Annotated in this window: 13 protein-coding genes; 7 read left to right on the top strand and 6 right to left on the bottom strand. The window is 68.4% G+C overall.

Annotated features, from left to right (window positions below):
- Positions 1-126 precede the first annotated feature (126 nt).
- The gene (gene zapE, locus ASG40_RS14850) at positions 127-1,341 is read left to right on the top strand and encodes a cell division protein ZapE (RefSeq protein ID WP_082494420.1); all 1,215 of its coding nucleotides are present in this window, start codon (positions 127-129) and stop codon (positions 1,339-1,341) included.
- A 124-nt stretch (positions 1,342-1,465) separates the two neighbouring features.
- On the opposite strand, the gene ASG40_RS14845 is transcribed toward zapE, so the two are convergent.
- Complete coding sequence (locus ASG40_RS14845) at positions 1,466-1,948, bottom strand: peroxiredoxin (protein ID WP_055887233.1); 483 nt, start codon at positions 1,946-1,948, stop codon at positions 1,466-1,468.
- 190 nt (positions 1,949-2,138) lie between these two features.
- Here ASG40_RS14845 and ASG40_RS14840 point away from each other — a divergent pair, with 190 nt between their 5' ends.
- The gene (locus tag ASG40_RS14840) at positions 2,139-2,747 is read left to right on the top strand and encodes a YqgE/AlgH family protein (protein WP_055887231.1); all 609 of its coding nucleotides are present in this window, start codon (positions 2,139-2,141) and stop codon (positions 2,745-2,747) included.
- A 201-nt stretch (positions 2,748-2,948) separates the two neighbouring features.
- Here ASG40_RS14840 and ASG40_RS14835 read toward each other — a convergent pair whose 3' ends face one another.
- A complete protein-coding gene (locus ASG40_RS14835) occupies positions 2,949-3,605 on the bottom strand; it encodes a glutathione S-transferase family protein (RefSeq protein ID WP_055887221.1) in 657 nt (218 codons plus the stop codon).
- Positions 3,606-3,965: 360 nt separating this feature from the next.
- Here ASG40_RS14835 and ASG40_RS14830 point away from each other — a divergent pair, with 360 nt between their 5' ends.
- Both ASG40_RS14830 and rpsU read left to right on the top strand, forming a co-directional pair.
- Entirely contained in the window at positions 3,966-5,180 is a 1,215-nt protein-coding gene (locus ASG40_RS14830; protein ID WP_055887218.1) for a polyhydroxyalkanoate depolymerase, read from the top strand.
- Between the two features lie 248 nt (positions 5,181-5,428).
- Positions 5,429-5,755, top strand: a complete 327-nt coding sequence (gene rpsU, locus ASG40_RS14825; RefSeq protein WP_055887215.1) for a 30S ribosomal protein S21 — start codon at positions 5,429-5,431, stop codon at positions 5,753-5,755.
- 458 nt (positions 5,756-6,213) lie between these two features.
- Here the strand turns inward: rpsU and ctrA are convergent, their stop codons facing one another.
- Entirely contained in the window at positions 6,214-6,915 is a 702-nt protein-coding gene (gene ctrA, locus ASG40_RS14820) for a response regulator transcription factor CtrA (RefSeq protein ID WP_055887213.1), read from the bottom strand.
- A 484-nt stretch (positions 6,916-7,399) separates the two neighbouring features.
- On the opposite strand from ctrA, the gene fliI reads away from it, so the two are divergent.
- The 3 genes from fliI to ASG40_RS14805 all read left to right on the top strand — a co-directional run bounded on the left by fliI (position 7,400) and on the right by ASG40_RS14805 (position 10,470).
- Entirely contained in the window at positions 7,400-8,755 is a 1,356-nt protein-coding gene (fliI, locus tag ASG40_RS14815) for a flagellar protein export ATPase FliI (RefSeq protein WP_055887210.1), read from the top strand.
- Positions 8,756-8,839: 84 nt separating this feature from the next.
- On the top strand, positions 8,840-9,247 hold the full coding sequence (fliJ, locus tag ASG40_RS14810; RefSeq protein WP_055887208.1) for a flagellar export protein FliJ: 408 nt from the start codon (positions 8,840-8,842) through the stop codon (positions 9,245-9,247).
- A 173-nt stretch (positions 9,248-9,420) separates the two neighbouring features.
- Positions 9,421-10,470, top strand: coding sequence for a lysylphosphatidylglycerol synthase domain-containing protein (locus tag ASG40_RS14805; RefSeq protein WP_055887465.1), 1,050 nt, complete (start codon positions 9,421-9,423; stop codon positions 10,468-10,470).
- 142 nt (positions 10,471-10,612) lie between these two features.
- Here ASG40_RS14805 and ASG40_RS14800 read toward each other — a convergent pair whose 3' ends face one another.
- The 3 genes from ASG40_RS14800 to ASG40_RS21535 form a co-directional block, all read right to left on the bottom strand.
- Positions 10,613-11,194, bottom strand: a complete 582-nt coding sequence (locus tag ASG40_RS14800; protein ID WP_156387739.1) for a TadE/TadG family type IV pilus assembly protein — start codon at positions 11,192-11,194, stop codon at positions 10,613-10,615.
- Positions 11,191-11,667 (bottom strand): TadE/TadG family type IV pilus assembly protein, encoded by a 477-nt coding sequence (locus ASG40_RS14795; RefSeq protein WP_162243323.1) that lies wholly within the window; start codon positions 11,665-11,667, stop codon positions 11,191-11,193. Before ASG40_RS14795 ends, ASG40_RS14800 begins: the two co-directional genes overlap by 4 nt.
- Positions 11,668-11,732: 65 nt before the next feature.
- Positions 11,733-12,773 carry a hypothetical protein gene (locus tag ASG40_RS21535; protein WP_210168795.1) on the bottom strand — a complete coding sequence of 347 codons (1,041 nt, stop codon included), beginning with the start codon at positions 12,771-12,773 and terminating at the stop codon, positions 11,733-11,735.
- Between the last annotated feature and the right edge of the window lie 13 nt (positions 12,774-12,786).

Genomic DNA, 12,786 nt, shown 5'->3' with positions numbered 1-12,786 from the left:
TCGATGCCCTGACGACCAGGGCGCGGTGTCGCTGGCCGGGGTTGATCCCGGCGGAGTGTCGCGGCAGAGCGAAGCCGGTCGACCCGTCGTCGTCGCCCATCCCGCGCACCCGCGAGGTCGTCCGCCGTGAGTGTCCCGCCCCGCCATACCGGCGCCGACGCGCCCCCCGCCGGGCCGGTGGCGGCGCGCTATTCCGCCCTCGTCGCCTCGGGCGTCATCGAGCGCGATGCCGCGCAGGTGCGCCTCGTCACGGCCCTCGACGACCTTCTGCAGGTGCTGGAGCGGCGCCGGCGCGCCAAGAAGGGCAGCGCGCTCGGCTGGCTGTTCGGCCGCCGCGACGATGCCGACGGGCCGCCCAAGGGGCTCTACATCTGGGGATCGGTGGGCCGCGGCAAGACCATGCTGATGGACCTGTTCTACGAGGCGGCCTCAGGCACCAAGCGCCGGGTGCATTTCCACGGCTTCCTCGCCGATGCGCACGAGCGCATCCACGCCCACCGCCAGGCCCTCAAGGCCGGCACCGCCAAGGGCGACGACCCGATCCCGGTGGTGGCCGAGGCCCTGGCCGGCGAGGCGGCGCTGCTGTGCTTCGACGAGTTCACGGTCACCGATATCGCCGATGCGATGCTGCTCGGGCGGCTGTTCGCGGCCCTGTTCCGGCACGGCGTCACGGTGGTGGCGACATCCAACGTCGAGCCCGACCGGCTCTACGAGGGCGGCCTCAACCGCGCCCTGTTCCTGCCCTTCGTGGCCGAACTCAAGACCCGCGTGTCGGTGTTGCGCCTCGACAGCCGCACCGACTTCCGCCTGGAGAAACTCGGCGGCGCCTCGGTCTACCACGTGCCGGCCGACGAAGCCGCCGGCGCCGCCCTCGACCTCGCCTTCCGCAGCCTCACCGGCAAGGCCCGGGGCCGCCCGGCCACGATCCGCGTCAAGGGCCGACAGGTGGCGGTACCCGAGGAGGCCGCCGGCGTCGCCCGCTTCACCTTCGCCGACCTCTGCGCGACACCGCTGGGCGCGTCGGACTACATGGCGCTGGCCCACACCTTCCACACGCTCATCGTCTCCGACATCCCGGTGATGGGGCCGGACAACCGCAACGAGGCCAAGCGCTTCATCACCCTCGTCGACACCCTCTACGACGGCCACGTGAAGCTCGTGGCGTCGGCGGCGGCCGAGGCGCAGGCTCTCTACACCGCCACCGAGGGCCGCGAGGCCTTCGAGTTCGACCGCACGGTGTCGCGCCTCATCGAGATGCGCTCGGCCGAATACCTCGGCCTGCCGCACGGCCGGGGCGATTCGGAAGCCTCGGGCGCCAGCACCGGCCTCGTCGAGACGTGAGGCGGGGACGGGCGCCTGCGCCACCCTGTTTTGACGTCGCGTCTCGCCGGTATCCGCCGACGGATCACGCCGAGCGGGTCCCCAAGACGGGCGGCGGACGTGCGAACGCGTCCGCCGATCCCGCTCAGATGACCTTGAGCAGCGCTTCGGCGCCCGAGATCTCGGTCTTGACCGGGACTTCCTCGAGGTTGAGGACGCGCACGACGCCGTCGTCGACCAGCATGGAATAGCGCTTCGAGCGCGGCCCGAGGCCGAAGCCGGTGCCGTCCATGTCGAGGCCGGTCGCCTTGGCGAATTCGGCATTGCCGTCGGCCAGGAAGTCGATGCCCTCGGCGCCGCTGGCCTTCTGCCAGGCGTCGAGCACGAACACGTCGTTGACCGAGGTCACCGCCACGGCGTCGACGCCCCGGCCCTTGATCTCGTCGAGCTTGGCGACGAAGCCGGGCAGGTGGTTGCGGTGGCAGCTCGGGGTGAAGGCTCCGGGCACGCCGACGAGGACGACGCGGCGGCCCTTGAACAGGTCGTCGGTGGTCTTGGCCACGGGCCCGTCGGGTCCGTTCACCCGGAAGGTCACCTGCGGCAGGTGCTGGCCAACCTCGATGGTCATCGCGTGTTTCCTCAGGTCTTTCAGGGCCGGCGGCGGTCGCCGCATGGGGATGCCGTTCGTCTAGCGCGGAAGGCTCGGCAGTGTCGAGCTTGAGCCTCGATCTTGGGCGCCTCGACCTCGGGCGCCTCGCCGTCTGGTGCGCTGCACATTGCGCGCTGGACAACGCGGGCCGGACCGCTAGCATCGCGCCATGCAGACCCCAACCACCGCCACCGAGTCCTCCGGCTACCTCGACGGACAGTTCCTCGTGGCCATGCCCGGGCTGCTGGACGAACGCTTCGCGCGCTCGGTGATCTACCTGTGCGCGCATTCCGCCGACGGGGCGATGGGCATCATCCTCAACAAGGCGGTGGACGACCTCAACATGCCCGACCTGCTGGTGCAGCTCGACATCGCCACCGAGGACGACGCGATCCGCCTGCGCGAGCGGATCGGCCACATGCCGGTGCTGATGGGCGGTCCGGTCGACGCCAAGCGCGGCTTCGTGCTGCACAGCGACGATTTCCACATCGCCCAGTCGACCCTGATCATCGACGACGGCATCTGCCTCACCGCCACCGTGGAGATCCTGCGGGCCATCGCCACCGGCGACGGGCCGGCCAACGCGGTGCTGGCGCTCGGCTACGCCGGCTGGCAGCCGGGCCAGCTCGAGACCGAGATCATGGCCAACGGCTGGCTGACCTGCCCGGCCGATCCGGACCTGATCTTCCACACGGCGCTCGACGCGAAATACGAGCGGACGCTGCGCTCGAACGGGATCGACCCGGCGATGCTCTCCCTCACCGCCGGACGGGCGTGACGGGTCTCGTACGACATCCGCTCGATGGCTTCGCCCCGCGGATTTCGGCGTCGCCCGGGCGCCGCGCGGGCTCGGTGATACGGGTCCCGCCTTATCCAAGCGGGAACCGTATCGGTGGCCGCCGATGTCGCGGGCCCTAGCGAATGAAACCCGAGCGTGCATCCTTTGGGTTCGATGCGCGCTCGGACAGCGGTTTTCTACTCAGAACTCCATGTCGAGTTCGTCGATGTCCTCGGGTTCGGCCAGGGCCTGCTCGGCCCATTCCGCCATCAGCGGCCAGGCGAGGATGCGGTCGCGGTAGTCCGCGATCCGGGGCGGCAGCGGGACGTCGTAGGTCTGGAAGCGGGTGCAGACCGGGGCGTACATGGCGTCGGCCAGCGTCGGGGCCTCGCCGAAGAGGTAGGCACCGTCGTAGCGGGCCAGGCAATCCTCGACGATCGTCACGATGCGGTCGATGTCGCCCGCGGCACCGTTGAAGACCTTGAAGTCGGCGTGCCGGGCCTTGAGGTTCATCGGCAGCGCCGAACGCAGGTTGATGAAGCCGCCGTGCATCTCGCCGGAGATGGAGCGGCAATGGGCGCGTGCGGCGATGTCCTCGGGCAGCAGGCCCGACCCGGGCAGGATCTCGTGGAGGTACTGCGCGATGGACAGGGTATCCCACACCGCCACGCTCCCGTGCTGCAGCCGCGGCACCAGGAAGGACGGCGACAGGTGCAGCAGCTCGGCGCGGGTGGACGCGTCGGTCCCCGTCAGGAGCTCGGTCTCGAACGCGAGCCCCGACATCTTGCAGATCAGCCAGCCGCGCAGCGACCACGACGAATAGTTGCGGCTCGAAATCGTGAGCGTCGCGGCTGACATCGGCGTTTCCTCGAAGGTGGTCCGTTGGGTACGGCAATGCGATCCGGGACTCGGCGATCCGGGACCGGATCTCGGCGATCCAAGACTCGTGCCGTATCGGCGGCATCCGGGACGAATGCGTCGCGCGGCCGGCACGGGCATTGCAGACCGGGCGCCGGCCCCGGACGGATGGGCCGGCACGGACCTTACCTGATGCAGGGGCACCACAACACGGCGGGATCGTATTTCGCCCCCGTTGCCTTCCGTTCCGGAGTGGCCCAGCCTGCCGTCATGGGACGGCTGAACGAACGGTATGAGCTTTCCTGCCCGGTCAGGGCGGATGTTTCGGCGTCCGATCGTTCGCGTAGAGGTCCCGGCGCCATGCTGTACGATGCCTTCGAGGTCCAGTCGGACATCGCCAAGCAGACCCGCACCTGGGGGCGGATGGTCAACGAGGCCCTGGCCCCGTGGCGGAGCGCGGGCTACCGCGAACCGCTGAACTGGTTCACCGCCAGCGCCCGCATGATGATGCGCGCCGGCCTCACCTTCGCGCGCCCCGCCTACGGCATCGACGCGGTGACGGTGGGCAACCGCCAGGTGCCGGTGACCGAGGAGGCGGTGCTGGTGACGCCCTTCGGCACCCTGCTCCGGTTCCGGAAGGACATCGACAGCGTGCAGCCCCGCGTTCTCGTGGTGGCGCCGCTCTCGGGCCATTTCGCGACGCTCCTGCGCGGCACCGTCAAGACGATGCTGCCCGACCACGACGTCTATATCACCGACTGGCACAACGCCCGCGACGTGCCGCTTTCGGCGGGCACCTTCGGGTTCGACGACTATGTCGACCACCTCGTCCAGTTCCTCGAGGCGATGGGGGACGGCGCCCATATCGTGGCCGTGTGCCAGCCCGCGGTGCAGACCCTCGTGGCCGCCGCCGTGATGGCCCAGTCGCGCAACGCCGCCCACCCGCGCAGCATGACCCTGATGGCCGGCCCGGTGGATTGCCGGATCAGCCCGACCTCGGTGAACAAGCTCGCTACCTCGAAGCCGCTGGCGTGGTTCGAGAAGAACCTGATCGCCACGGTGCCCTCGCGCCATGCCGGCGCCGGTCGCCGCGTCTACCCGGGCTTCATGCAGGTCTCGGCGTTCCTCTCGATGAACGCCAAGCGCCACATCCAGCAGCACGCCGACCTGTTCTGGCACATCGCCAACGACGAGACCGACAAGGCCAACGGGATCGAGACGTTCTACGACGAGTATTTCGCCGTGCTCGACCTCGACGCGGCGTTCTATCTCGAGACCGTCAAGACCGTGTTCCAGGAGTACACCCTGGCCAAGAACGAGCTGACGTACCGCGGCAACCCCATGGACATGCGCAGCATCCGCAAGACCGCCCTGATGACCGTCGAGGGCGAGCGCGACGACATCTGCGCCGTCGGCCAGACCATGGCGGCGCACGACCTCTGTACCGGCCTGGCGCCGCACATGAAGAGCCACCACCTCCAGGCCGGCGTCGGCCACTACGGCGTGTTCTCTGGCCGCAAGTGGGAGAACCAGACCTATCCGCTGGTGCGCAACTTCATCCAGTCGCACAATTGAGCCACAGGCGGCACCCGCCGGGCCCAACCCGTTCGGCCGGCTGTTGGAATGTGTCCCGCCTTGGTGTATGAGCCTGCCCCAAGTGCAGTTTCTGCGTCGATTCGAGTGTGTCTGACGGGCGTCCCTCCCGGGCTATTCCGGGCAAGGGGCGTTTTTTCAGTTTTCCCGCGAGGGGCTCGGGGCCGGCGCCGGTTCGTCCAAGACCATCATCGCTCCAAAACCATCACCGTCCTAGAGGATCTAGACCGTTGCAGGTACTCGTTCGCGACAACAACGTCGATCAGGCTCTCCGCGTCCTGAAGAAGAAGATGCAGCGTGAAGGCATCTTCCGGGAAATGAAGCAGCGCAAGGCCTACGAGAAGCCGTCCGTGCGCAAGGCGCGCGAGAAGGCCGAGGCGGTGCGCCGGGCCCGCAAGCAGGCGCGCAAGACCGCGATCCGCGAAGGCCTGATCGCGGCTCCCAAGCCCAAGCCCCGTTTCGGCGCCGGTGCTCCCCGTCGCCCCGGCGGCTCGCCGTTCGCCCCGACCGCTCCGGCGATCGGACCCGCGGCCGGCTCCGGCCCCGGCGCCGCCTGAAGCGAGGCGGGGGCCTCTGGCCCTCACCCCCGTGCCGCCCTGCGGCACGGGTTGCCCGGCGCGGCGGATCGTGTCGTTTGGACTCTAAGGAAGCGGGCCACCGGTGCGGTGGGCCCGCTTTTTTCTTTGGTACGACAGGCCGGTCGTATCGAGCCGCGGACGCGGCGCTCGCCCGGGTTTCCCAGGATCACGCTCCAGGCGTCCCAGGAAAGGCCGAACGGATCCGCCGGCAAAGGCGGCAGGCGTCGCGAGCCGTCGCGCACGGAGGTGCCGGCGGCCCTGCGGATGATACCGTTTCCACTTGGCTCAAGCGGGAGCGGTATCACCGAGCCTGCGCGGCGCCGGAGCGAAGCCCATGTCCCCATCACGAAGTGATCAACCGGAAATGGGATGAGGGCACAAAAAAGGCCCCGCCGAAGCGGGGCCGTTGATCGGTCCGACTGGCCTTGGGGCCGGGATCAGACCGCGATGCGCTCCTCGCCGTCCATCGGCTCGCGCAGGACGTAGCCGCGCCCCCAGACGGTCTCGATGTAGTTCTTGCCCGACGAGGCATTAGCGAGCTTCTTGCGCAGCTTGCAGATGAACACGTCGATGATCTTGAGTTCCGGCTCGTCCATGCCACCGTAGAGATGGTTCAGGAACATCTCCTTGGTCAGGGTCGTGCCCTTCCGCAGGGAGAGGAGTTCCAGCATCTGGTACTCCTTGCCGGTGAGATGGACGCGGGAGCCCGCGACCTCCACGGTCTTCTGGTCGAGGTTGACCACGAGGTCGCCCGTGGTGATCACCGACTGGGCGTGGCCCTTCGAGCGGCGCACGATGGCATGGATGCGCGCGACGAGCTCGTCCTTGTGGAAGGGCTTGGTGAGGTAGTCGTCGGCCCCGAAGCCGAGGCCCTTCACCTTGTCCTCGATGCCGGCCATGCCGGAGAGGATCAGGATCGGCGTCTTGACCTTGGCGACGCGCAGGTTTCTCAGCACCTCGTAGCCCGACATGTCGGGCAGGTTCAGGTCGAGCAGGATGATGTCGTAGTCATAGAGCTTGCCGAGGTCGATGCCCTCCTCGCCAAGGTCCGTCGTATAAGTATTGAAGTTCTCGGACTTGAGCATCAACTCGATGCTCTGCGCGGTTGCGCTGTCGTCCTCGATCAGAAGTACCCGCATCGTCGGTCCCCAGCACAGCCGGCCGTGCTCAGCGTCTGGGCAAGCCCCCGCTGTTCGCCCGCCACCGGCCCGTGGCGGACGTTCCCTCGTCCTGGACGTCAAACGCTAATCGTTAATCGTTAACAAAACCTGATTCTCCGTGGCAAGCCCTGAATTCGGGGCCGGCCATCCGTTCGTCGATCCGTTGTCGGTCTGTTCCGATCCAAGACCTGAAAAGAACCGACAGCCGGGCCGAGAAAAAGCACCGAGGCGTCTGTTATCGAAAGCGTTTCACGTGGCACGTCACCGGAAGGCCACGGTGGTCGTACCAATCCGACGACCGCGATGGCGAGCCTCGTCGAAGGACCCGTCCACCGCTGCCGTCGCGATGAGGGCAGTGTTAAGGAGGGAGGTAAACGAACCGTTGCCAGCCTCGCACAAGATTGCGCGACGGGGCGCGGCGGAGCCGTCGGCGGCGGAGGAAACGATGGCGGCGGAGGAAACGATGGCGGATCGCGGTGCCGGCCGGCTCGGATTGTCGGCGGCGATGAGGGCGCTCGACGCGATCGCACCCCTCGAGACCTACGGCCGGGTGGTGGCCATCCGCGGGCTGCTCGTGGAGGTGGCGGGCCCGGTCTCGGCGATGCGCCTGGGCGGGCGGCTCGACATCAGCGTGGAAGGCGCCGGCGGCGCGGCGAGCGTGCCCTGCGAGATCATCGGGTTCCAGGGCGACCGGGCGCTGGCGATGCCGTTCGGCTCGCTGGAGGGCGTGCGCCGCGGCTGCCCGGCCATCGTCCGCGACGAAGCGGCGGGCGCGATCCGGCCCTCGACGGCCTGGCTCGGCCGCACGATCGATGCCCTCGGCCGGCCGATCGACGGGCTCGGCCCCCTCGTCCACGGCCCGGCGATCTATCCCCTGCGGGCGGATCCGCCGCCCGCGCACGCCCGCAAGCGCGTCGGGCCGCCGCTGGATCTCGGCATCCGCTGCATCAACACCTTCCTGACCATGTGCGCGGGCCAGCGCATGGGCATCTTCGCGGGTTCGGGCGTCGGCAAGTCGGTGCTGCTGTCGATGCTCGCCCGCTACACCGCCGCCGACGTGGCGGTGATAGGCCTCGTGGGCGAGCGCGGGCGCGAGGTGCAGGAGTTCCTGCAGGACGATCTCGGCCCTTCCGGCCTCGCCCGCTCGGTGGTGGTGGTGGCCACCTCCGACGAGCCGGCCCTGATGCGGCGCAACGCGGCCTACGTCACCCTGGCGGTCGCCGAGTACTTTCGCGACCAGGGCAAGCAGGTGCTGTGCATGATCGATTCGATCACGCGCTTCGCCATGGCCCAGCGCGACATCGGCCTGGCCGCCGGGGAGCCGCCCACCGCCAAGGGCTACACCCCCACCGTCTTCAGCGAGCTGCCGCGCCTGCTCGAACGGGCCGGCCCTGGCGTCGGGGCAGGGGCGATCTCGGGCCTGTTCACGGTGCTCGTGGAGGGCGACGACCACAACGAGCCGGTGGCGGATGCGGTGCGCGGCATCCTCGACGGGCACATCGTGATGGAGCGGGGCATCGCCGAGCGCGGGCGCTATCCGGCCATCAACGTGCTGCGGTCGGTGTCGCGCACCATGCCGAAGGCCTGCGACCCGGCCCATCTGCCCACCGTGCGGCGCGCCAGGCGGCTCTTATCCACCTATGCCGACATGGAGGAACTGATTCGCCTCGGCGCCTATCGCTCGGGCGCCTCGCCCGAAGTGGACGAGGCGATCGGCCTGATGCCGGCAATGGAGGCTTTTCTGGGTCAGGGTAAGGAAGAAGCAACTTCGATCGGGGATGGTTACCTGCGGCTGGCGGAGATCGTGGGCGGTCCATGACGGACCCGCCCGCGCTCGGCGCGAGCCGTACCGAGGACGCCCCGGCGTCGCTCGGCCGAGTTGCGTAACAGTGGAACGGTCACCATGAAATCGCGAGACACGCTGATCCGGCTCCGCCGCTTCCAGGTGGACGAGAAACGTCGCCGCGTGACCCAGATCGAGATGATGATGGCCGACTTCAACCGCATGGCGCTGGAGCTCGACCGCGAGGTCGCCCATGAGGAAAGCCGGGCCGGCATCTCCGACGTCACGCATTTCGCCTACCCGACCTACGCCCGCGCCGCCGCGGGCCGCCGCGACAACATGCGCCAGTCGGCCGCCGCCCTCGAAGGGCAGCTCGCCGAGGCCAAGGCCGAGCTCGGCGAGGCGTTCGAGGACCTCAAGAAGGTCGAGATCCTCGACGACCGCGAGCGCAGCGCCGAACGCGCCGCCGAGGCGATCCGCGACCAGGCCGCCATGGACGGGATCGGCCTGTCGCGCATCCGCGCCTGACGCCGGCGCCAGCCCGCCGCACGGGCCGGGCTGGCACGAAAGCGTCATGATCGCGTGACATCAGCCGGGGCGTGCCGGCTTTCTCCCGAGGTTCGCCCGCTCCCGGTCGTGCTTGCGATGCCGGGCACGGTCGTGCAGGGAGGGCCCGCGTGAGGGGGCTCGACCTGTCGATCATGAAGAAGATCAGCGATTTCATCTGGCCAATCGTCGGCCTCGCCGCCGTCGTCGTCTCGGGCTACCTGCTCTATCGCGAGCTCGCCGGCATCTCGGTGGCCGAGATCAAGAGCAGCTTCGCCGAGATCCCGGTCCACCGCTTCCTGCTGGCCGGGCTCGCGACCCTCGTCGCCTATGCGGCGCTGGCCTGGTACGACCGCATCGCCCTGCTGCATCTGGGCGTGCGCCACATCTCGTGGTTCTTCGTCTCGGTCTGCTCGTTCACCACCTACGCCCTCTCCCACAACATCGGCGCCTCGGTGTTCTCCGGCGCGGTGGTGCGCTACCGGGCCTATACCGCCAAGGGCCTGTCGGCGGCCCAGGTCGCGGTGCTGGTGGCCCTGTGCTCCTTCACCTTCGGCCTCGGCACGATCCTGCTCGGCGGCCTCGTGCTCGTGGCCCTGCCCGACACCCTCACGCGCCTCAACGGCTACATGCCGTCGATGCTGACCGACCCGGCCACCGCCCGCATCCTCGGCGCGGGCCTGCTCGGTTTCGTCGCCCTCTACGTCATCGGCTCGCTCCTGCGCCTCAAGCCCATGACCATCCGGTCGTTCAAGCTCGAATACCCGCGCCCGCAGATCATGGCTCGCCAGATCGTCGCCGCGCCCCTGGAGCTGCTGGGGGCCGCCGGCATCATCTACTTCGCCCTGCCGGAGGCCGGGAATCCGGGCTTCCTCGTGGTGCTGGCGGTGTTCCTCGCCTCGTTCTCGGCGGCCCTGGTGTCGAACGCGCCCGGCGGCCTCGGGGTGTTCGAGCTGGTCTTCGTGGTGGCGATGCCGGACGTGGCGCGCCCGTCGATCATCGCCGCCCTCCTGGTGTTCCGGCTGTTCTACTTCTGGATCCCGTTCCTGATCTCCGTCGTCGTCGTGCTGCTCTACGAGCGCAATCGCCTGGCCAAGGCCATCAAGGGCGACCCCGCCGTGGAGACGGCACCCGCCCCGCCGCTGACCGCGCCGGGCCTCGATCCGAAGGCGATCGACGCACGCATCCGCAAGACGCCGGTCTGATACGGTTTCCGCTTGGATCAAGCGGGAACCGTATCACCGAGCCCGCGCGGCGCCTGAGCGAAGCCCATTTCCACATCACGAAGTGATCAACTGGAAATGGTCTGAGGCGGCGGCGCTCGCATCTCGGGACGAAGGCCGGGCTTCAGCAGCTCGCCGAGCCGGTGGAGGTCCGCACCGCCGAGGTCTGCGAGGTGAAGACGGCGCCCTTGCCGGTGACGTTCTCGACGGTGGCCGTCGACAGCGTCATCAGCGCCCCCGTGTAGGGGACGAAGGCGAGGTAGGCGACCTCCACCACCACGATGAAACCCTCGTCGTTCTCGGCGAACACCGGCGACGCCTTGGCCGCCACCGAGGGATCGATGAAGGTCACCCTCCCGGTGCAGGGCAGCATGGTGCCGCCGACCTTTTTGGCCTGGATCAGGGTCACCTTGGCCTGCGGGTATTGCACGAGGGCGTTGACCTTGCGGTCGTAATACCAATCGATCGTCTTCGTGGCGCAATCTCCCGAGGGGCAGCTGGCCAGCAGCGACGCGATCTGCGTCGAGGACCGTTCGACGTCGCGGCTGATCCCGGCCATCATGCTGAGGTCGACGACCATGGCCAGCAGCCCGAGGAGAATGGTGGCGGTCATCGCGAACTCGATCACCACCGCGCCGCCGGTCTCCCGGCCGAACGACCGCAGCAGGCGGGACAACGGGTGAGCCGGCGCAGGTGAGACGCTCATGGCTTCCTGAACACCACGGACGACTTGGCGGTCATCACCGGAATGAACGGGACGAACTGCGTCACCGGCAGCGCGGCGCGCAGCACGATCGCCTGCTGGCTCGTGCCCGAGGAGAAGGTCGTGCCGGTGATCGGCGTCGCCGTCGTCGCGACGGAGTCGAGCCGCGCCATCTCGACGACGACCGTCGCGACGCAGCTCGCGCGCGCCATGATGACGATCCTGTCGCACAGGTCGCCCTTGAAGAGGGACTGGTCGCTCGCCAGCACGGAAGCGGGGGGCCTTGCCGCGCTGTCGTAGAGGCCGTTGCTCAGGAGGCTCTGGGTGTACTGGAACACGACGAGCTGGAGGATGCCCACGAGCAGCATCGTCAGCGGCATGGCGACGAGCCCCAGTTCCAGGGCGGCGATCCCCTTCTCGCAGCGCGCGAAGGCCGCCGCGGACAGCCGGTTCCGGATCGAACCCCTACGGGACATCGCGGCGTCTCCCGCCTCCTGCATCGCCACATCCCCGCGCCGATCCCCACACATCGGACAGGACCTCAGCCGGGGCAGCCGTTCTTGCAGATCCGGAGGTAGTCGATCAGCCCCCCGAACGAATCTTCCTTGCCGGCCGCGCGCCAGGTGATCTTGTAGTTCGCCTCCACGGGCACCGTGAAATCGATCACCCGCTCGACCCATTTGTCGGCCTGCACGCAGACGTCGACCATGTTGTTGGCGTTGAAGGTGTAGTCGCCCTCCTTCTCGACGAACAACTCGATCCGGTTGGTCTGGCCGTTGACCTGATAGTAGGAGACATCGCTGCTCGTCTTGCCGCAGATCACCTGACCCGGACGCGATGCATCGCGCTCACGCGCGATATACCAGTATCGGACCTGGTACGATCCTGTCGTGAGCCTGAGAAGGCGCGACATCGCCGAGTTCGTGCGGCAGTTGCTCACGCCCGCGTTGACGGACGTCTTGCAGTCGCTGTCGAGCTCGGCGAAGAAATCGCCGAAGCGGATCGAGTTGCTGGCCAGTTCGCGCAGGCCGTTGATCTCGATGCCGGCATTCTGGACCTTCCAGCCGTTCCACTCGCTGCTCGCGTTCTTGAGAACGGTCCAGCTGTTGGGAGCGACCGTGTGGGAGGGCTGCTCGAAGGATTCGGAGATCAGCAGGGTCGAGGGGTTGCGATCGGCGAAGGCGACCGCCGTCGAATTGACCGCGCAGTCCCGCGCGACGGTGAAGCTCATGGAGGCCTGGCCGAAGGCGCCGCTGAAGATCAGCGGCATGACGCCGGTCGCCGTGACGTTGATGTTGGTGTCGGTGCTCGTGGCGCGCGCCGCCGGGGCGACGTCCTCCATCGCCTTGGCGGCGAAGTTGTTGTTCTTGATCCGCTCGAGATCGGAATCGTAGGTCTTGGTGCCGTTCGCGCTCGTCACGTCGAGCCGCTTGTGTCCGTTCACGAACGCCTGCCCCTGCGTGCACGACAGTTCGACCGCGCTCGCCAGGCGCTGCCGGTAAGCAATTCCGCGGGACGTCTCGACCACACCGCCAACGCCGAAGATCAACGCCGGCAGAGCCAGCGCCAGGATCATGATCACGGCACCTTTCTCG

Source organism: Methylobacterium sp. Leaf399, from assembly GCF_001424525.1.
GTDB lineage: Bacteria > Pseudomonadota > Alphaproteobacteria > Rhizobiales > Beijerinckiaceae > Methylobacterium.
This window is presented reverse-complemented; position numbering and strand designations above follow the sequence as displayed.